Consider the following 20,851-nt stretch of genomic DNA (forward strand, 5'->3'; position numbering starts at 1 on the left):
GGCTCCTTATATCGCTTCAGCGTCGGCTTCGCCGGTACGGATCCGTACCGCACGTTCCAGCTCGTAAACAAAAATTTTACCGTCGCCAATGCGGCCGGTATGAGCAGCTTGCTGAATGGCTTCCAGCAAGCGATCAACCTGATCGTCCAGCACAGCAATTTCCAGTTTTACTTTGGGCAGGAAGTCGACCTGATATTCGGCACCGCGATATAATTCGGTATGCCCTTTCTGACGGCCAAAGCCTTTTACTTCTGTTACCGTTAAACCTTCTACCCCAATGTCTGCAATAGCTTCGCGAACATCGTCCAGTTTAAACGGCTTGATGATGGCACAAACAAGCTTCATGTTGGTTTCCTTATGTACTAATCTTCTGCGATTGCATCAAATACAAGAAAACCTTGTGCCACTTTTAAAATCACCATTAATTACAGTGATTTATATAATATTCATCTACTTTGTAACCTTGCCGCGCCCCACAATGGTGCAGTATTTCCCGTTGGCTGTGCAGAGCAACATGCTGATACTGTAATATTGCAGCCATAACATTTACGGCTATGCTTAGCATTAGATAAGAACGTTATTCGTTGCCTTAGCACCCAAGGTTTAATTATGTACCTGGTCATCCGACTATGTTGTTTATTGATGTTTGTTGTGCTGGCTGTGCTATCCCTGCCACTTTTTTCATCACAAATTGCAGAGTTTCCGGCTGCTTCACGTTTTGCCAGAATTGATATTGAACAAGGTTTGTCGCAGACCACTGTTACTTCTCTTGCGCAGGACCATGTTGGCAATATCTGGATCGGCACCCAGAGTGGCCTGAACCGCTACGATGGTTTTTCTATCCAGGTATTTCTTCCGGAAGAACAACTCAGTCAGTCACTCAGTGATAATTTTGTGACATCTTTGCTGGTAGATAAGCAGGGCATGCTTTGGGTAGGCACCCTGAACGGCCTGAATTATTTTAATCCGGTACTGGGTACCTTTGAAAATGTCAACCTGAAACAGGCCGCTAACGGTACAGAACCGCTGGTACTGGCGCTGCATCTGGATCAAAAGCAGCGGCTATGGATTGGCACCAATCAGGGCCTTGCATTGTGGCAGAATTCAACGCAGAAAATTCAATGGTATGGTGGTTCTAATCTGAATATTACCGCCTTATCGGCCGATGCCGCCGGCAATTTATGGCTGGGTACGCCACGCGGTTTGCTGCGTTTTGACCCCAGTAGTCAGCACATCGCCGCAGCCAGCAATTTTCCATATTCCGACGCCTCAGTCATGGCCTTATATCATGATAAAGCTGACAGAGTGTGGGTTGGCCTGGAACGTGAAGGTCTGCTGATGCTTGAAGCTGGATCCGACAATTGGACTGAGATTGAAATTACAAGCTATGACAAAAACTTAGCCAGTAAAGAAATTCGTAGCATTACAATGGATAGTAATGCTGATATCTGGATTGGCACCCAGCATGGGTTAAGCCGTTTAGCGTTGGAATCCGGGTACTGGCAGCAAAAAGTGTCGTATCACCACCAACGAAATAACCCGGCCAGTCTCGGCAGTGGTAAAGTTGCTGCTTTGCTGCAAGATACGGATGGTAGCATCTGGGTCGGCACCTGGAATGGTGGCGTATCCCGGCTCAATCAGGCAAATAACCTGTTTGTCAGTATCACCCATGATCTAGCCTTAATGGACATCGCAAGAAACCCCGCAACTATTAGTCTGGCCAGCGATGATAATACCTTATGGGCGGGAACCGCAGACGGTTTGTTCAGCCTGAATTTAACCGACGCCAACTTCCGGCTGACCGACAGTAACAGCAATGGCTTTACCTTTTTTTGCGCGTTGCAACGAGCAGATGAAATATGGTTCGGACATGGTCAGGACATTGTTGCTGTTAACTCTGAGAACGGCAACTACCGAAACGTTACGCTGCCGGCGTCAGTACCGCCAGGCCCTGTGCGCCGGCTTTGGGCATCTGCCCGTTACTTGTGGCTGGCAATTGACCAATTCGGCCTGGTTATTGTGGACGAAACCAGCCAAACCACTCTTGCTAAACATCCTTTTAGTCGCGCCATTACCTTTATTCAACCAGTGGGGCAACATTATATTCTGGTGGGGTCGTACAGTGGTTTGGCATGGTTTGACGCCTCTGATGGCAGCTTAATATTTGAGCACAAACTGGCCAGCAACGCGACAACGTTAGAATATACCCTGCCCTCTGCGCCGATGGCCTATGTGATGACCGCTGATAATCGTCATTGGCTGGCAACTAACGGCACCGGTCTACTTGAACTTATTATGCCAGGTACAGGCAGTGAACCAGCTGAATTCCGCTTTAAGCAATTTGCTGAAGCCGAAGGCTTAGCCAGTGGCCAGCTTAAAGCCGCAGAACTTGATCAGGCCAGTAATATCTGGTTAAGCAGTGCTTTTGGCATCTCGGTATTCAACCCTGAAACCAACCGCTTTCGTAACTTTGGCTATCAGCATGGCACGCTGCGGCGTGACTATATTAACGGCTCCAGCAACGTAATGGCTAATGGCACTATTGTTTTTGGCGGCATGGATGGTTTTACCCTGTTTCAGCCGGAACAAGTGCTGGCCTATTCTGCAGGGCCTATAGCCACACCAGCTATTCTGGCTATAGAGGTCAACGGCGAAGACACCCCGTTACCAACAGCTGAACTGACTATTCCCGCCAGCGGCAGCCGGGGTTTCGGCGTTAATTATTCCACCAGGGAGTTTATTGAAACCGCCCAGGTCCGGTTTCAATACCGGCTTGATCCGGTGACAGCTGACTGGATCACCCATAATGCCGCGGGGCGCAGCGCCAGTTTTGAGAGACTACCCCCTGGCGACTACCAGTTTCGGTTGCGTGCAGGTATAGCCCAGTCAGGCTGGAGTGACGAAACTACCCTGAATGTTAAAGTATTGCCGTTGTGGTGGGAAACGTGGCTGGCACGGGTGTTACTTATCGGCTTGCTGCTAACCTTAATGCTCGGAGTCCATTTATTTCGGTTAAAAAATCTGCGTAAACAACAGGAAGAAATGGCCTGGTTAGTCGAGCAACGCACTGAGGCGTTGAATGAGCGCACCCGGGCATTGCAAGAGTCAAAGAATAAAACCGAACAAACCCTGGTCCAGCTTGAGTCGACAGTAAAAGAGCTGGTTCGTACGGAAAAAATGGCCGCACTTGGCCAGTTGGTTGCTGGTGTGGCACATGAAGTAAATACCCCGCTGGGCATAGCGTTAACGGCTAACAGTGTGGTTACAGAAGAGAGCCAATTGTTGCAGCAGAAGCTGGCCAGCGGCAATATTCGGCGACAGGAGATGGATAACTATCTGAGTAAATTAGTCCAGGCCGGTCTGTTACTTGATCATAACTTGCAGCGGGCCGCGCAGTTAGTCGCCAACTTCAAGCAGGTGTCGGTGGATCTCACTGCAGACAACCAGCGTCGGTTTAATCTGGCAAAGTATCTTGATGAATTACTCGACAGCCTGAGTTTAATGTGGCGCAACCGCAAAGTCAGCTTGCTGGTTCACTGCCCTGATAATATTGAAATGGATAGCTACCCGGGCACTATTGGCCAGATCATAACCAATTTCACCCAAAACGCCGTGGTTCATGGCTTTAAAGACCGCAACAGTGGCGAGATCACCATTCGCTGCAGACAACTAGAGGCAAAGGTTGAAATTGTATTTGCAGACAATGGTGCGGGTATCAGTAATGAGCACATTGAGCGGATATTTGACCCGTTTTTTACCACCAACCGCCATCAGGGCGGCACCGGCCTGGGCTTGCATATTGTATTTAACCTTATTACCCAGAAGTTGGGTGGCAGTGTTAAAGTCAGCAGCACACCGGGCGAAGGCACCCGTTTTACCTTATTGTTACCTTTAAATGTAAAAGCAGATTAATCCGCCAGAAACTGCTGCCATTCCCGCAGCAGTTTTAGTAAATCTTCCAGCCCGCACTGACAGCTCATACCCTGCTGCTCAAGTTCTAACCCTTCCTCAATCAGGGCTTGCTGCTGTTCGGTTGGCTGCTCATTATTTTGGTTAAAAAGGGTGTTGTGGCTTAGCGTCACTTCGCTATTTTCTACCTCCAGCAAAAACTCCTTGCCTTGATATTGCATACTCTGGTGCGGCTTAAGCGCGCTTAGTTGCTGCAGCAGCGGCAAATAGGTTTCGGCCTGCTGGCCAAATTCGTCCAGTAAAAAGCGGCCTAATACCTCATGTTCTGCCGCCAGCCTGATGCTGAACTGCAGTGTATTGCGATCGTAAATAAAGTCGTATTCCATACTTCTGTTCCATGTTTAAGCAGTAGATGGAACTTTGCGCGAGCACGCCTGCATACTCTGCCAGGCTCGCCACAGCAACTACTGCGGATATCCTACCCTTAGCAAGCCAGCAAAGCTGTTCAAATTCGTTCCTGACGAATTTGTCGCCCTAAGGCTTGCGGCGCTCAGACACTCTGTGTCGCCCTGGCAGAGTATTCAGGCCCGCTAAGGTTGCGCAAAGTTGCGACAACCGAACGTTTATCTGTTTGATGGTCATAAAATTGTAGCTGCTCGCCGTATATTAGCGAGCAGAAAAAAGGCCTGCGATTGCAGGCCTTTTGCACAACAGCGGCAATTACACCGCTTGCTGGATAATCACGTTATCCGCTTTTTTGGTGTACTGTGGCATCTGATGGAAGTTCAGATAACGATAAGTATCAGCCGCGGTCGCGTCGATTTGCTTAGCGTATTCCAGATACTCCGCTACTGTTGGCAGCTTACCAATAATAGAAGCCACTGCCGCCAGCTCAGCTGAGGCTAAGTAGACGTTAGCACCCTGACCCAAGCGGTTCGGGAAATTCCGGGTAGAGGTAGACACTACCGTAGAGTTTTCCGCTACCCGTGCCTGGTTACCCATACACAGTGAACAGCCTGGCATTTCAGTGCGGGCACCGACTTTACCAAAAATGCTGTAGTAACCTTCTTCGGTTAACTGCGCCTGGTCCATCTTGGTTGGCGGGGCAATCCATAACCGGGTTGGCAACTGGCCTTTATACTTATCCAGCAGCTTACCGGCCGCCCGGAAGTGGCCAATGTTGGTCATACAAGAACCGATAAACACTTCATCAATCTTGTCGCCAGCTACTTCAGACAGTAAGCGTGCATCATCCGGATCGTTTGGTGCACACAGCACCGGCTCTTTAATGTCAGCCAGATCAATTTCGATAATTTCACTGTACTCAGCATCGGCATCAGCAGCCATTAGCTGTGGATCTTTCAGCCAGGCTTGCATCGCCTGAATACGACGCTCAATAGTGCGCACATCGCCGTAACCTTCTGAAATCATCCATTTGAGCATAACGATGTTTGATTCCAGATACTCGGCAATAGATGAGTCAGACAGCTTGATCGTACAGCCGGCGGCTGAGCGCTCGGCAGAAGCATCAGACAGTTCAAATGCCTGCTCTACCGTTAAGTTTGGTAAGCCTTCGATTTCCAGAATACGGCCGGAGAAAATGTTCTTCTTGCCTTTCTTATCAACCGTTAACAAACCTTTCTGAATGGCAACGTATGGAATGGCATGCACTAAGTCGCGCAGGGTAATACCTGGCTGCATTTCGCCTTTAAAGCGCACTAATACTGACTCTGGCATATCCAATGGCATAACACCGGTAGCGGCAGCAAAAGCAACCAGACCAGAACCGGCCGGGAAAGAAATACCAATCGGGAAACGGGTGTGTGAGTCGCCACCGGTACCGACGGTATCAGGCAGTAACATCCGGTTTAACCAGCTGTGGATAATACCATCGCCAGGACGCAGTGCTACACCGCCACGGTTCATAATAAAGTCCGGCAGGGTGTGGTGGGTATCTACGTCAACCGGCTTCGGATAAGCGGCGGTGTGACAGAACGACTGCATGGTTAAGTCAGCTGAGAAGCCTAAACAGGCCAAGTCTTTTAACTCATCGCGGGTCATCGGACCGGTGGTATCTTGCGAGCCCACAGTGGTCATTTTCGGCTCGCAGTAAGTGCCCGGGCGAACGCCCTGCACACCACAGGCTTTACCAACCATTTTTTGCGCCAGGGTGAAGCCTTTGCCAGAATCAACTTTAGCTTGTGGCCGGCGGAACTTATCCGACGGGCCATGGCCCAGGAATTCGCGGGCGCGATCAGTTAAACCACGGCCGATAATCAGCGGAATCCGGCCACCGGCGCGCACTTCGTCAATTAACACGTCAGTTGCCAGGCTGAATTCAGCCAGTACTTCATCGCTACCGTGACGGACAATTTTGCCTTCAAATGGCAGAATGTCGATAACATCGCCCATTTCCAGCTTGGATACGTCTACTTCAATTGGCAGCGCACCTGAATCTTCCATGGTGTTAAAGAAAATAGGCGCAATTTTACCACCTAACACGAAGCCACCGCCGCGCTTGTTCGGCACGTAAGGAATGTCATCGCCCATAAACCACAGTACAGAGTTAGTGGCAGATTTACGTGATGAACCGGTACCGACCACATCGCCAACATAGGCCAGCGGGAAGCCTTTTTTATTCAGCTCGTCTAACTGCTTAATCGGACCAACGGTGCCCGGCTGATCCGGGTTAATGCCTTCACGGGCATTTTTCAGCATAGCTAACGCGTGCAGCGGGATATCGGGCCGAGACCAGGCATCTGGTGCCGGTGATAAGTCATCCGTGTTGGTTTCGCCAGAAACTTTAAATACCGTAACAGTAATTTTCTCAGCCAGCGCTGGCTTGCTTTCAAACCATTCAGCGTCGGCCCAGCTTTGTACGATTTGCTTAGCATGTGCATTGCCGGCGTCGGCTTTTTCCGTGACATCATGAAACGCATCGAATATCAGCAGGGTGTGCGACAGTGCTTTAGCGGCAATTGGCGCTAACTTTTCGTTATCCAGCAGGCTGATTAACGGCTGAATATTGTAGCCACCCATCATAGTGCCTAATAACTCGGTAGCATATTCTGCGCTGATCAGGCTGCTGCTGGCTTCGCCGTTAGCCAGCGCCGCTAAAAAGCCGGCTTTAACATAGGCCGCTTCATCAACGCCCGGTGGTACCCGGTTAACCAGCAGATCAACTAAGGTTTCTTCTTCGCCTTTTGGCGGATTTTTTAACAGTTCAACTAAGGCGGCTACCTGCTCGGCATTGAGCGGTTTTGGCGGGATACCTTGCGCAGCGCGCTCGGCCACATGTTCGCGATATTGTTGTAGCACAGTATGATCCTCTTGGTCGTTGCCGGCAGTCTTGCTACTGCGGCGTCATTCTTAGAATGAATGGGCGTGATTATATAAAAATTCGGGCCAAATTGACATCAGGCCGTTAACCACGCCGCTTATAGTGGGTATAAATAGCGTGAATGCAAAACCGGATGTTATATATTCTTTGTTATAGTGGTCAGACCTCAGTACGCTGAGGGTTCCGGTCGGCTTCGGTGCAAAGATACCGTGTCGCCCGTTGTCTGCAGCAGAGGTTAGAATCCCGAACTGGGCGCCACAGAGTGTCTGAGCAAATGCGCGAGCATTTGTGAGTTGCTGTGGCGAGCCAGGGCGGGAATTGTAACCGGCCGCATATCACTTAACTATAGGTCACTCATACACAAAAAAGGCTGAACACCTAAGTGTTCAGCCTGTGCAGTGTAGCAGAAAAATATTACCCTATGGATTAACCGTTACCAGATCTTAACGCGCTGCTCTGGCGCGATATACATCGCATCACCTTCTTTAATATCAAAGGCGGTGTAAAACTCAGGAATATTCGGCAACACACCAATAACCCGGTAATGAGCTGGTGAATGCGGACCGGTACTTAACTGACGACGCAACGCTTCTTCGCGGAACTTAGTGCGCCATACCTGGGCCCAGCTGATAAAGAACCGCTGTTCACCGCTAAAGCCATCCATAACCGGCGCTTCTTTACCGTCCAGCGATAAGTTGTAGGCTTTCAGCGCTACCGTCATACCACCTAAATCGCCAATGTTTTCACCCAGGGCCACCGCACCGTTAACATTAACGCCTGGCAGTGGCTCAAACTTGTTGTATTGGCCAATTAATTTAGCACCACGGGCCTGGAACTGGCCTTTGTCCTGCTCAGTCCACCAGTTACGCAGATTACCGTCACCATCGTACTTGGCACCCTGGTCATCAAAACCATGGCCGATTTCGTGGCCGATAACGCCACCAATACCGCCATAGTTTACTGCATCATCCGCGTCCATATTAAAGAACGGCGGTTGCAGAATAGCCGCAGGGAACACAATTTCATTGTTAACCGGGTTATAGTAGGCATTGACGGTTTGCGGGGTCATAAACCACTCGCTCTTGTCGATTGGCTGGCCTAATTTAGCCACCATTTCATCGTAGCCCCAATGGCTGGCACGGATAAAGTTACCTACCAGGTCGTCTTCTTTAATTTCTAATGCAGAGTAGTCTTTCCACTTGTCCGGATAGCCAATTTTCGGGGTAAACTTGCTCAGTTTATCCAGCGCCGCCACTTTGGTGTCTTCGGTCATCCACTCCAGTTCTTTTATCGAGATTTCATAAGCTTTAATCAGGTTGGCTACTAACTCTTCCATCCGTGCTTTGGCTTCAGGTTTAAAGTGGCGCTCGACATACAATTTACCGGTCAGTTCACCCAATACCTGATCTGAGGCATCTACCGCCCGCTTCCAGCGTGGTTGCTGTTGCTCGGTACCGCTTAAAGTGGTGCCATAGAAGGCAAAGCGACGATCAGCAAAGTTGCTGCTCAGTTTATCGGCATAGCCATGAATGGTTTTTAAACTCAGGTAATCCTGCCAGCTTTGTAAATCAGTGGCCTCGACGACCTTGGCAAACCCTTCGAAGTAGCTCGGTTGACGGACGATAATATCGTTTACTTCTGCCAGCTTTACGCCATTGGCAAACGCCGCCCAGTTAAAGCTACCCATGCTGTTATTCAGCTCAGTAACCGTGACTTTATTGTAGGTTTTATCAGCATTACGGTTATCTAACCGGGTCCAGTGGTGCTCGGCCAACGCTTTTTCCAGGGCAAATACCCGCTCAGCGGCTGCGGCAGCATCGGCATTACCTGCCATGTTGAACATATCAGTTAAATAGGCTTTGTAATCGGCAATCAGTTTTAATGATTTTTCGTCATCATTAAAATAATAGTCGCGATCTGGCAGGCCTAAGCCGCCCTGGTTCAGATATACCGCATATTCGGTGGAGTTTTTTGCATCGTTATTAATAAACCAGCCAAACGGAATAGCGATGCCATCACGTTGTAACTGGGCAAACAGTGTTGGTAACTGCTGTTTGTTTTCCAACGAGCTGATTGCATCTAATTGCGGTTGCAGCGGGCTTAAACCCAGCTTTTCTATCGTTGCTTCGTCCATAAAGCTATTAAAGAAATGGCCTAATTTCTGCTCGTCAGAGCCCTCTTTTAAATCAGTGCGGGCCGACACTTCATCAATAATGGCTTTAACTGCCTGTTGTGAGTTGTCGTTTAAGATATGGAAGGAGCCATAAGACGCTTTGTCCGCTGGGATGTCGGTTTCTGCCAGCCACTTGCCGTTGATCGCCAGAAAGAAGTCTTCGCTGAATTTTACCGCCGGGTCAAAATACTGGCTATCTACCCCAGACACCCGAGGCGCCTGCTGCTGAGCAACTACCGGCTCACTGGTTTTGTTATCTGCTGGTTCGCTGCACGCGGCCAGACCTAACGCCAGGGCAACGCTGGCAGCAATAATACTGATTCTCTTCATTATCGGTTCCTGAAATACGGGGATGAAATAGGGTTATAGTTATAGTGTCACTGCTATCTTAACGCTGCCGTCAGCCAAAGCCAAATATCTGCAGCCGACAAGTTGTAACAGAATATATATACCCGTCCCACTTGAAGTTGCAGCGGTGTTGGCGGCATCTTCAACTGGTTTGGGTATAAATTAGTTGCTGGGGCAGTTGTAGCAGCCCGGACTGCGCGGACAACTATTGCCCCGGGCACAAATCAACTGCGCTGGTTTTTGCAGGCTGCGGGCTACCCAGTTAATATTTAAAATATTAGCGACGCTGGTTAAGGAGGTTTGAATGGTTTTCGGCACTCTGGCACCACCTGCGCTGTTTATACATAACTGTTTCAGCTCGCTGGCCATCGCATCGGCATCGACACCCTGAGCCAGCAATGCCGGATTAAGATCAATGCCGGCGCACAGCACATGACTGTTACCGGCTAAATCGCTGACTTTGGTCGACTCACAGCAGTAAATCCGTGGCTGACCGTTTACATCCAGCAAAGACAACTGGGCGCTACTGGCGACGCCCTCCACGTCAAACATCCTGAATACCGCCCAGTTCTGACAGGGATCTTCCACCTTACGCATATTGCCCCATGGCAATGGTATACCATTGCCGCGATACACCGCTTTCAGTTTGCCCGGGGTATAGGCATCAAAATAGTGCCAGTGAGTATACGGAGACACCGCAGTCATCCGCCGCATCGCTACTGATGCCGACACACCCGCCTGCTGATGGCTGCTGATTTCATAACCCTGCCTGTCCAGCAGCTGACGAAACGGTAACTTGGGACAGAGCAACGCGCCGGCAAAAAAGCTCGATTCAAAATCCCGCCAGGCGTGCAGAATGTCTTGTGGCTGCACTGCAGTCGACTGCGACATATCATCGTCATGGGTGCCACCGACCGTCATGCTGCTTTTTACGCCATCTTTATTGTGCAGCACGGCATGGCCGATGTGCACTGCCAGCTCGTACTTCAGGCGGGTAGGAAATTGCTGTAGCAAACGGTTTAAATGCAGGGTAGCCGGCGGGGTAAAAAACGAGGTGGACACGTTTTTCGATAGCACGCCTAACTCATCCAGAATATCTTGCGGTGGTGCTGTGAACCAGCTTACCTTCAACCCAAGTTGTTTTACAATCGCCAGCAGCTCGTCGACACTGAGTGGCATTCGCTTCTGGCCGACTTCTTCAGCGGCGCGTTCCAGCTCAGGAAAGTGGTTCTGGTGATGCTCCTGATGGGCCCGGATCAGCAACTGAGCAAATTGTTTACCGCTGGTACCGGTTTGCGACAACATTTCCGGAATGGCGATTTGCAGAATGTCATTCGAGAATAAAAAGCCCGGCTCCAGCGCCATGCCGCTAATACCGCCGCGGCTGCCTTTTTGCGGCGTTAAATCCTGGCCTTCATCTTCGCCATCTAAAAACCAATCGAGGTCTTTTTGAAATACTTCGGCGATAACCTCCAGCATTTCTATGCCGGGCGTACGTTTGCCGCGCTCAATCATTGACAAATAAGACACCGACGGCGCCTGTTCCGGGTTTACCCGGATACAACGGGTAGACAAGTCTTCCATGGTTAAGTTATTGCGCTTTCTCAGGTTTCTGATTTTAGTACCTAAAAAATGCGACTTTCTGAGCAGGCTTTTGTTTGCTTTCATTTTGTAAAATTCACACTGTAAAATTTTTATTGTGAAATTATGCTGATTTTTAGCCTAGACTAGTTTTTAACCGATAGCAACAAGCTCATTAGAAGCAGGGAAATAATGAAGTTGCACAGAGCACGGCTTGCAATTCCTGCCGTGCTCGCCACAGCAACTCGCTCCTGCTGGCGCATCCGCTCAGACACTCTGTGGCTGCGCCAACAGGATTCCAAGCCTGCTTTATGAGATTTACCAATACCCGACAAAAGACGAGGATAACAACATGACTACACTGGCCCCAACCCACAGCCAAAACACGCCAAATCATAATGCCTGGATGGCGACCGAGCTAAACGTGATTAATCAGCTGAATGAGCGCCATGTAAAGCAGATCATGGATTACTCGAAAGGCTTCCTGGATAAAACGTTTCCGTTAGCCGAAGGCTCACACAAAGATGTAGTGTGTTATATGGTGTATTTCCAGCACCTGCTGGCGTTTTTCGCCGACGGCAGCAAGAGCGGCCTGCAAAACCCGGCGCAGTTTGTGGCGCTAAGCGGCCACCGTGAAGCACCGGAGTCACTGGTATTAGTAAATGAGGGCCGCCATGTAGAGCTGGTGTTAAACCGCCATGGCTGCAACGGTGAAAAAGACTGCGCCGGGATTGATGACATTCAGCTGCAGGCTAAACAGCCCTCAGAACCTTGGTTCAGTATGCTGACCGGTAAGCAGGTTAGTAAAGGTTGCCAGAGCGAAAAACGCTTTACCGCCAAAGATGGCGGTTCTTATCAGGCATGAGTAGTTTTCCTGGCTGTACCAGCGTCCTGAGCGGGGACGCTGGACATTGCCAACAAAAGCTAGCTGACAACTAAAGCGTTTTAACTAACTACTCAGCCAAGACCGGATAATCGGTATAGCCCTCGGCACCGCCGCTATAGAACAACTCTGGTTTTGCGGTATTTAATTCAGCGTCAGTGGCAAAACGGGCCACTAAATCGGGGTTGGCAATATAGGGTACTCCAAAAGCCACGGCATCAGCATCGCCGCTGGCAATCAGCTTATTGGCACTGGCTTTATCAAATTTTTCGTTGGCAATATATACGCCACCAAACAACTGCTTCAGTTTAGGCCCTAAGCTGTCATCGGCCTGCGCTTCCCGGGCACAGATAAAGGCAATATTGCGCTTAGCCAGTCGTTGCACCAGATAACCAAAAGTATCGCTACGCTGTGAGTCACCCATACTATGGGCGTCTGCTCTGGGCGCCAGATGCATGCCGACCCGGCCTGCGCCCCACACCGATATAACGGCATCGGTTACTTCCAGCATTAAGCGGGCCCGGTTTTCGATGCTGCCACCATACTGATCAGTACGCTGGTTACTGCCATCCTGCAGAAACTGATCCAATAGGTAGCCATTGGCGCCATGTATCTCTACACCATCAAAACCGGCTTTTTTGGCATTTTCAGCTCCCTGCCGGTACGCCTCGACAATGCCGGCAATTTCTTCTGTCGCTAGCGCACGTGGTGTAACATACGCTTTTTTGGGACGCAGCAAGCTGACATGGCCGTTGGCAGCAATAGCACTGGGTGCTACCGGCAGTTCGCCATTTAAATAGTGTGGGTCTGAAATCCGGCCAACATGCCATAATTGCAGCATTATCCGGCCACCCGCTTCATGCACGGCAGCGGCCACTTTTTGCCAGCCGGCAACCTGTTCGTCTGACCAAATCCCAGCGGTATCCGGATAACCTACGCCCATTGGTGAAACTGATGTCGCTTCGGTAATTATCAACCCTGCTGTGGCGCGTTGCCGATAGTATTCAACCATCAGCTCATTTGGTACCCTGCCAGCACCCGCCCGGCAGCGGGTAAGTGGCGCCATGATGATCCGGTTTGGTAGCTGTAACTCACCCACTTGAATTGGGTCGAATAAATTGGCCATAACATGTCCCGTTAGTTAGCTATTACAAGAATTAACGGCAACAAAACTACCGATAAGCTGGTGAATTAATTGGTCTGCATCCAGCAAAAAACAAGGCCCCACCAGGCAACATTACTGCCGTGGCATGTTAAACTCACCACATTTGGTTACAGTTATCAACTTGCTTACATTCATTCACGTAGGTATATTTCAGCTGATACACGCCGTAATGCTGTTTACCGTTACCGCCAAGGATCGCTCATGTTTAAAAAGCTCGCCGCCTCTCCTGTCATTATCGCCATTATATTAGCGCTGGCACTGTTACTCTGGTTACTCAGTGGCGATAAGTATGGTGCAAAAGATAACGCGCCTGCAGAGCAGCAGACAGCGGAACAGGAGCTATCATTGGTTGAAGCCCGCTGGTCAGATGGCGAGCCCTACCAGTTAACCCGGGTAGCTCAGGGGCAGGTATTACCCTGGCGTAGTATCAGTATTAAATCACAACAAGCCGGTACTATAGTGGAGCTGCTGACCCGCCAGGGCGACAGCGTGCAACAGGGGGCAAGATTACTACGGTTATCTGATGAAGGTCGTAGCGAGTTATTAACCCAGGCTCAGGCCAACTTAACTTTAAAAAAGCAGGAACTTGCCAGTGCCCGCACCTTGGGGAAATCGCAGTTTCTGTCTGAAACCGAGCTTACCCGGCTGGAAAGTGAACTGGCCAGAGCCGAAGCAGAGTTTGAAAATGCCAGGCTGGCACTGGCCCAGATTGAACCGGTTGCGCCGTTTAACGGGGTGATAGATCGGCGCCATGTTGAAGTAGGAGATGTGGTGCAAGTGGGCACAGAGCTAATGCAACTGGTACAAATTGATAAACTTAAGGTTACCGCGCAAATTCCCCAGCAGCATATCGCGGCTTTACAAGCCGGCCAGCAGGTTAATCTGCGCTTACTTGATGGCCGTCAGCTCAGTGGCGAGCTCAGTTTTATCAGTTATGCTGCCGATATGGCCACCCGCAGTTTCTACATTGAGGTGACGGTTGCTAACCCGGAACTGTTGCGGATTGCCGGCGGCAGCGCCACGGTTGAAGTGCAGCTGGAGCCGGTTCAGGCTCATTTGATATCGCCGGCACTCCTTAGCCTGAACAGTGACGGCCAGCTGGGTGTTTCCACAGTTAATCAGCAACAGCAGGTTGAATTTTATCCGGTACAAATAGTTAGCGCAGACAACGAAGGGGCGCGGGTAACCGGCTTACCTGAGCGGGCGCAGATCATTACTCAGGGTGCGGGCTTTGTTAAGCCAGGTGATAAAGTGCAGGTGGCAGGAGCCAAGCGATGAATGCCATTATTCAGGCGGCGATTGGGCGCAGCCGCGCCAGCTTAATGCTGCTGCTGTTTTTATTTATTGCCGGTATTACCGCTTATCAGACTATTCCAAAAGAAGCCAACCCCGACGTCGCTATTCCGATGATGTATGTATCGATGTCATTGGATGGCATCAGCCCGGAAGATGGTGAGCGTTTATTAGTGCGGCCGATGGAGCACGAGCTACGCTCCCTGGAAGGCATAAAAAAAATGACCTCAACCTCCAGCGAAGGCCACGCCTCAGTCATGCTGGAATTTGATGCCGGCTTTGACGCCGACCAGGCGCTGGCCGATGTCAGGGTAAAAGTAGACGCCGCCCGGGCCAAGCTGCCCAGCGAAGCCGATGAGCCAACAGTCAATGAAATTAACGTCGCCCTGTTCCCGGTATTATCGGTCGGGTTATCCGGCCCCGTTTCTGAAAGCCAGCTGGTGTATATCGCCCGGCAGCTTCAGGAAAACATCGAAGCTATCCCTGAAGTGCTGGAAGTAGACATTGGTGGCGATCGCGAAGATATGCTGGAAATCGTGGTAGACCCACAAGTCCTTGAGGGCTATGGCCTGGATTACCAGCAACTGTTCAGTCTGGTATCAAACAATAACCGGCTGGTTGCTGCAGGCAGCCTGGATACCGGTGCCGGTCGCTTCGCGATGAAAGTACCGGGCGTGATTGAAAACCTTGAAGATGTCCTGTCGATGCCAATTAAGGTCGATGGCGATACTGTTATCACCTTTGGCGATGTCGCAACTATTAGTCGCAGCTTCAAAGACCCGCTGGGCTTTGCCCGGATTAATGGCCAGCCGGCAGTAGTGCTGGAAGTGAAGAAACGTGCCGGCGCCAATATTATCTCTACCATTGAACAAACCAAAGCGTTGATCGACCAGGCCAGTACTCAGTTTCCGGATGGCATGCAGATTAACTACATTATGGACCAGTCAAAAGAAGTAAAAAACATGCTGTCAGACTTGCTGAACAACGTGTTAACTGCGGTCGTACTGGTACTGATATTAATTATCGCCACTATGGGCGTGCGCTCAGCGCTGCTGGTTGGTATCACCATACCCGGCGCCTTCTTTGCCGGTATTCTGATGATTTTTGCCCTTGGCTACACCATGAATATTATTGTGCTGTTTGCGCTTATTCTGGTGGCCGGTATGCTGGTGGATGGTGCGGTGGTGGTCAGTGAGCTGGCCGACCGTAACCTGGGTGAAGGCCAGAAACCAAAAGAAGCCTGGGCCAACGCTGCCGGCCGGATGGCCTGGCCGATTATTGCCTCTACCGCCACCACAGTGGTGGTGTTTATGCCGCTGTTGTTCTGGCCGGGTGTGGTGGGCCAGTTTATGAAATACCTGCCGGCGACGGTGATCCTGTGTTTGCTGGCATCGTTATTTATGGCGCTGATTTTCCTGCCGGTAATGGGCGGGCTCACCCGCGCCCGACCAGCACCTCATAACGTCGAAGCCAGTCGGGCAGGTTTGGCTTACCGCCGTCTGCTTAGCCGGCTGTTACGCCATCCCGGCCTGACCCTGGCTGGGTTACTCGGCGCCATGGCACTGATCTTTGTCGGCTACGGCAAATACAACCATGGCCTGGAGTTTTTCCCTGAAGTAGAGCCGGAATCTGCACAAGTGTGGGTGCGGGCCCGCGGTGATATGTCTATTTATGAAAAAGATGCCCTGCTCAAACAGGTTGAGCAGCGTCTGCTGGGTTTAGCCGAGGTTAAAGCGCTGTATGCCCGCTCGCTGGCCAGCGCGGACGGCGAGCTGGCACCCGATGTGGTCGGCACCCTGCAGTTTCAGTTTATCGACTGGTATGAGCGGCGCAAAGCAGCCGCCATTCTGGATGACATGCGCCAGCTTACTGACGATATTCCCGGAATTATTCTGGAGTTTCGCCAGCAACAGGAAGGTCCGGCCGCCGGCAAACCGATAGAACTTCAGGTAAGCAGCAGTGAAGCAGCTGCCACCGAACAGGCGGTAGAACAAATTATCCGCCAGATGGAGCAAATGGAAGGCTTTGTCGATATTGAAGATGACCGCAGCCTGCCCGGCATTGAATGGCGGATTGAAGTTGACCGTGCCGCCGCCGCCCGCTTTGGGGCCGACGTCCTTACCGTTGGCAATGCCGTGCAAATGGTCAGTAATGGCTTACTGCTGGCCAAGTTCCGGCCGGAATATGCCAGTGACGAAGTGGATATCCGGGTGCGCTTCCCGCAATTCTGGCGCTCGCTCGATCAGCTGGGCCGGCTGACCATTCAAACGCCGCGGGGCCAGGTAGCACTGAGTAATTTTGTTGAACTGGTGCCGGCGCCTAAAACCAGTGTTATTAAGCGGATAGACGGCAACCGTGCCGTCACGATTAAAAGCGATTTAGCGCCAGGTGCTCAGGTTAGCGAGCGCTTACAGGCACTGCTGGCCAGCGATTTAGCACTGCCTGAAAACGTGAAGGTGAAAACTGCCGGAGAAAGCGCCGATCAGCAGGAAGCCATGACGTTCTTAATCGGGGCTTTCGCTACCGCTGTATTCTTAATGCTGATGATCCTGCTGGTGCAATTTAACAGCTGGTATCAGAGTTTGCTGGTACTGTCAGCCATTGTCTTTTCCACTGCAGGGGTATTACTGGGCTTACTGGTCAACGGTCAGAGCTTTGGTATCGTGATGGTCGGAATGGGTATTATCGGCCTGGCCGGCATTGTGGTGAACAATAATATCGTATTAATTGATACCTTTAATCAGCTGCGGCAAAGCGGTATGTCGGCAATCGAAGCGGCGCTGGAAACAGGTTGCCTGCGCTTGCGGCCGGTATTGCTAACATCGGTAACCACCGTGCTCGGTCTGATGCCGATGGTATTGGCCGTAAACGTTAACCTGCTGGAACCCAGCCTCGGCTTTGGTGCCCCCTCGACCCAATGGTGGACCCAGCTGTCCAGTGCCATTGCCGGCGGCCTGACTTTTGCGACCTTACTGACCCTGTTCTTAACGCCTTGTATGCTGGTGCTGGGTGAAAAACTGCGGCCGCGCAAAGTTTAGCAGAATACCGATTAATCAAATCTGAGCTAATTTTTGCCGGAATGATGTGTCAGGTAACATGTTCAGTATCTCGCCAGGTATTGCCCCAGTATGCTCTTTGCGTTGGCGCGATAAAAAAAGCAGTAGCGCATTGTTACCCTTTGCAGAGCTGAAGTCAGGCTCTGCACTCCACAACACTGTTTGACACAATGACTCAGTGTATCCCCATAACGTCAGCATAAAGACAGACACGAGGACCTCAAGTTTTACTGCAGGCCAATCCGCATAGACTTCGCTATATTGTCGACGCCACTGGTCCGTTGCCGTAATTAATGCACCTATAGCTGACAGTAAGGCTGCAACAAACAGTTCTTCCTGAACTTCCTGTTTATATCCCAATCCACGGCAAATTAATCGTGAGTGCATGGCTGTATCAAAGGCGGCATCATTTATCTTGCGATGTTTGTCGTACTCTAACATTGGTGTTATTGCTTGCTCTAACGCGATAGACGTTATCACTGCGCTGGTTAACTTCATACCCAGACGCCGAATTGACTCCTCCAACGAGGCTGTTGAACGACTAAACCCCATAAAAGCTGAGTTTGCCAGCTGCAGTATTCTGGCGGTAATTAACGGCTCATGCTGAATGATATCTACAATATCAGCAGCTTCAGAGTGATCATTCAGCAATACATCCTGCACTTTTTTAACCACTGAGGGTAATGGCATAAGCAGAGCACTGTTACCCAGCATCTCGCGGACATCGGCTGAAACGGGTAAGCGGTGTGTTAATTCCACACTTTGAAACAGTTGTAAAATATCGCGTTCGTTAAATGGTTTGCTTAATACAAAGTGAGCAATTTTACTGGCATTGCAGACGACATCCTCCGTAGTATCACCGGTTAACAATGCCCGCACTGCGCCGGGATACGACTGCGCTATTTCAGCAAGTACTTTATCTCCATTTACCTGCGGCATAAGATAGTCGCAGATCACCAGATCCAGCTTTGTGGTGGGGTTCAAGGCATTGTGCCAGGCGTTGGCATCGGCGGCTGTGAAAAACTGCCAATCCGGCCGCAGCCGCTTGGCAAGTCGCAACAGAGCGCGCAGCATAAAATCGTCGTCATCAATAAAAAGTACGTTAAACATCTTTATCTCCGCTCAGCGATCTGGCGCTTTGAGAGTTCGCTGACGATAACAGAGCAATATAGCCTTGCTCTGATTGTGGCCGGGCAATAAAATATCCCTGAATAACATCACAACCCATTTGCTGTACAAGTTGTAGCTGATCTACTGTCTCAACACCTTCAACCACAACACGCAAATTTAAGTCATGCGCCAGGCGGACAATGTTTGCCACCAGGCTTTGAGTCTGCAAATTACTTTCAATATCAGCAATCAACGAACGATCTATCTTCAACACATTTAATGGTAATTTATTTAGGTAGGCTAAAGAGGAATAACCGGTACCAAAATCGTCAATAGCAATGCTAATGCCGAGATCAGACAACACATTTAGCTTGTTAACACAATCATCAAAGTTTTCCAGCAAAAAGGTTTCGGTAAGTTCGAACTCGAGTAGGGCGGCGTTTACACCGTACTGAGTTAGATGACGTTTTATCCAATCTATAAAATCTGGTTCCATCAACTGACGACCAGAAATATTTACCGCCATTTTGCCGATGTGAATCCCCTTATTATTCCAATTAACCAAGGCTTGAAATGCTTGTTTCAATACCCAGTAGCCAATTTCAATAATTTGTCCCTGCTGCTCTGCCAATGGAATAAACAATGATGGTGGGACGATACCGTAGTCCGGATGCTGCCATCGGACAAGTACCTCACAACCTGATAACGCCTGTTTATGAATGTCGTACTTAGCCTGAAAGTTCAAAAACAGCTGGTCTTGTTCAATTGCGCTATGCAGGGCCTGACTTAATGACAATTGGTGTTTTTTGCGCTCTACCGCCTGACGGTCATAACGCATAAACATGCGCAGTCCGCTCTCGGCAACCAACATGTTACCTAACAGCAAATTGTTCAATATAGTGCGTGGATCATTGCCATCCTCAGGCAGCAGGCAATAACTTACAGCAAAATCTATTGGTCCCTTAGTCAGTTGTAGGTGGCCTGTGATTGATGAGAGTATTTCAGTGATATTCTGTAATACCTGCATCTCACTGCCTGGCAAGGGTAACGCAATCACAAACTGTTCATTGGCCAGAAATGCCAGCTCCCCAACAGGGGCCGAAGAAGCTAGCAGTTGTTCAGCAATAGACTCAAGCGCCCGCTCCGCTTCGGTGTAACCAATAGCACGACTCCATACTTCAAAACTGCGGATCTTCACTGCAACCAAAGCTAAAGATCGCGTATGTTGTACGCAATTCTGTATCAGCTGTAACAACTGTTGGTAGTTTAACATTGCCGGTAAGTCGAATACGTTATTAACTAGCACAGGAACCGTTACATAAGACAATTCTATAATTCCGCTCTTCGGGCCAACTAAGCGACAGCTAAGTTCAATTTCTGTCCGACCGTTCAGTGTTACAAATGCGCTGCTTCCAACATCAAACAGTGCTGGAGTAATTTTGTCTTGATCCGCAGGCACCACCAGACTGGCAAGTGAGCAACCATCTTTGTTTACTTCATCACCCAGCAATGCAAGTGCAGCTGCATTCGCTTGTAACACCAAGCCGTCTTTAGATAATTCCAACAGTGGTTCGGAGGCTGCCAGCAACATTTTCTGAGTTTGACTGTTAAAACGTCGCTGTAAATAATGTTCAAACGCAGCACTGACTTGTTGCAGCAACTCATCGTCTTCCCAGGGTTTCTGTAGAAAATGATATGCCGAACCTGCATTTAGCAAGGTTTTCACCGATTGAAAGTCAGAGTAACCACTAATAACCAAACCAACAATTTCCGGATACTGCAATTTTATGGTGGCCAACAATTCAGCGCCAGTCATGTTAGGCATGCGAAAATCGGTCAACACCACTTTGCAGGGCCATGTCTGTAATATCGACAGCGCATCAGCACCGCAGTTTGCAGTTCTGACATGGTAACCAGAACGAGATAGTACACGGCTAAGCGCCTTTAAAATGCCAATTTCATCATCAACAACCAGAACCGACTTTTCCATCTT

12 protein-coding genes are annotated in these 20,851 nt (G+C 50.0%); 4 read left to right on the forward strand and 8 right to left on the reverse strand.

The genetic code is table 11. The annotated features are described in order from the left end of the window. Window positions 1-6: 6 nt before the first annotated feature. A complete protein-coding gene (glnK, locus tag CRO03_RS17395) occupies window positions 7-345 on the reverse strand; it encodes a P-II family nitrogen regulator (RefSeq protein WP_019675062.1) in 339 nt (112 codons plus the stop codon). A 264-nt stretch (window positions 346-609) separates the two neighbouring features. Here glnK and CRO03_RS17400 point away from each other — a divergent pair, with 264 nt between their 5' ends. Then, window positions 610-3,912: a sensor histidine kinase gene (locus CRO03_RS17400; protein ID WP_097112945.1), complete on the forward strand. Its 3,303-nt coding sequence runs from the start codon at window positions 610-612 to the stop codon at window positions 3,910-3,912. On the opposite strand, the gene CRO03_RS17405 is transcribed toward CRO03_RS17400, so the two are convergent. From CRO03_RS17405 to CRO03_RS17420, 4 genes are all read right to left on the reverse strand, one after another. After that, a complete protein-coding gene (locus CRO03_RS17405; RefSeq protein WP_097112946.1) occupies window positions 3,909-4,295 on the reverse strand; it encodes a YacL family protein in 387 nt (128 codons plus the stop codon). The two genes, CRO03_RS17400 and CRO03_RS17405, sit on opposite strands and share 4 nt — an antisense overlap. 334 nt (window positions 4,296-4,629) lie before the next feature. Next, a complete protein-coding gene (gene acnB, locus CRO03_RS17410; protein WP_097112947.1) occupies window positions 4,630-7,227 on the reverse strand; it encodes a bifunctional aconitate hydratase 2/2-methylisocitrate dehydratase in 2,598 nt (865 codons plus the stop codon). Window positions 7,228-7,682: 455 nt separating this feature from the next. Beyond that, the gene (locus CRO03_RS17415) at window positions 7,683-9,752 is read right to left on the reverse strand and encodes a M13 family metallopeptidase (RefSeq protein ID WP_097112948.1); all 2,070 of its coding nucleotides are present in this window, start codon (window positions 9,750-9,752) and stop codon (window positions 7,683-7,685) included. Window positions 9,753-9,932: 180 nt separating this feature from the next. After that, window positions 9,933-11,438 carry a DUF3612 domain-containing protein gene (locus CRO03_RS17420; RefSeq protein ID WP_097112949.1) on the reverse strand — a complete coding sequence of 502 codons (1,506 nt, stop codon included), beginning with the start codon at window positions 11,436-11,438 and terminating at the stop codon, window positions 9,933-9,935. Between the two features lie 265 nt (window positions 11,439-11,703). Here CRO03_RS17420 and CRO03_RS17425 point away from each other — a divergent pair, with 265 nt between their 5' ends. Then, the gene (locus tag CRO03_RS17425; RefSeq protein WP_141397767.1) at window positions 11,704-12,216 is read left to right on the forward strand and encodes an aldolase/citrate lyase/malate synthase family protein; all 513 of its coding nucleotides are present in this window, start codon (window positions 11,704-11,706) and stop codon (window positions 12,214-12,216) included. Window positions 12,217-12,304: 88 nt separating this feature from the next. Here the strand turns inward: CRO03_RS17425 and CRO03_RS17430 are convergent, their stop codons facing one another. Then, complete coding sequence (locus CRO03_RS17430) at window positions 12,305-13,360, reverse strand: alkene reductase (protein ID WP_097112950.1); 1,056 nt, start codon at window positions 13,358-13,360, stop codon at window positions 12,305-12,307. A 240-nt stretch (window positions 13,361-13,600) separates the two neighbouring features. On the opposite strand from CRO03_RS17430, the gene CRO03_RS17435 reads away from it, so the two are divergent. Next, entirely contained in the window at window positions 13,601-14,677 is a 1,077-nt protein-coding gene (locus CRO03_RS17435; protein WP_097112951.1) for an efflux RND transporter periplasmic adaptor subunit, read from the forward strand. Continuing rightward, a complete protein-coding gene (locus CRO03_RS17440; RefSeq protein WP_097112952.1) occupies window positions 14,674-17,730 on the forward strand; it encodes an efflux RND transporter permease subunit in 3,057 nt (1,018 codons plus the stop codon). The genes CRO03_RS17435 and CRO03_RS17440 overlap by 4 nt, the downstream gene beginning before the upstream one ends. 15 nt (window positions 17,731-17,745) lie before the next feature. Here the strand turns inward: CRO03_RS17440 and CRO03_RS17445 are convergent, their stop codons facing one another. Together CRO03_RS17445 and CRO03_RS17450 are read right to left on the reverse strand one after the other, a co-directional pair. After that, complete coding sequence (locus tag CRO03_RS17445; protein ID WP_097112953.1) at window positions 17,746-18,858, reverse strand: HDOD domain-containing protein; 1,113 nt, start codon at window positions 18,856-18,858, stop codon at window positions 17,746-17,748. After that, window positions 18,851-20,848 carry an EAL domain-containing response regulator gene (locus CRO03_RS17450; protein WP_097112954.1) on the reverse strand — a complete coding sequence of 666 codons (1,998 nt, stop codon included), beginning with the start codon at window positions 20,846-20,848 and terminating at the stop codon, window positions 18,851-18,853. The genes CRO03_RS17445 and CRO03_RS17450 overlap by 8 nt, the downstream gene beginning before the upstream one ends. Between the last annotated feature and the right edge of the window lie 3 nt (window positions 20,849-20,851).

This window comes from Arsukibacterium tuosuense, from assembly GCF_900215315.1.
GTDB classification, from domain to species: domain Bacteria; phylum Pseudomonadota; class Gammaproteobacteria; order Enterobacterales; family Alteromonadaceae; genus Alishewanella; species Alishewanella tuosuense.

Bases quoted from the DNA above. Each gene is read 5' to 3' on its own strand.
- glnK (WP_019675062.1), bottom strand. From the start codon at position 345: ATGAAGCTTGTTTGTGCCATCATCAAGCCGTTTAAACTGGACGATGTT.
- CRO03_RS17400 (WP_097112945.1), top strand. From the start codon at position 610: ATGTACCTGGTCATCCGACTATGTTGTTTATTGATGTTTGTTGTGCTG.
- CRO03_RS17405 (WP_097112946.1), bottom strand. From the start codon at position 4,295: ATGGAATACGACTTTATTTACGATCGCAATACACTGCAGTTCAGCATC.
- CRO03_RS17415 (WP_097112948.1), bottom strand. From the start codon at position 9,752: ATGAAGAGAATCAGTATTATTGCTGCCAGCGTTGCCCTGGCGTTAGGT.
- CRO03_RS17420 (WP_097112949.1), bottom strand. From the start codon at position 11,438: ATGAAAGCAAACAAAAGCCTGCTCAGAAAGTCGCATTTTTTAGGTACT.
- CRO03_RS17425 (WP_141397767.1), top strand. From the start codon at position 11,704: ATGACTACACTGGCCCCAACCCACAGCCAAAACACGCCAAATCATAAT.
- CRO03_RS17430 (WP_097112950.1), bottom strand. From the start codon at position 13,360: ATGGCCAATTTATTCGACCCAATTCAAGTGGGTGAGTTACAGCTACCA.
- CRO03_RS17435 (WP_097112951.1), top strand. From the start codon at position 13,601: ATGTTTAAAAAGCTCGCCGCCTCTCCTGTCATTATCGCCATTATATTA.
- CRO03_RS17440 (WP_097112952.1), top strand. From the start codon at position 14,674: ATGAATGCCATTATTCAGGCGGCGATTGGGCGCAGCCGCGCCAGCTTA.
- CRO03_RS17445 (WP_097112953.1), bottom strand. From the start codon at position 18,858: ATGTTTAACGTACTTTTTATTGATGACGACGATTTTATGCTGCGCGCT.
- CRO03_RS17450 (WP_097112954.1), bottom strand. From the start codon at position 20,848: ATGGAAAAGTCGGTTCTGGTTGTTGATGATGAAATTGGCATTTTAAAG.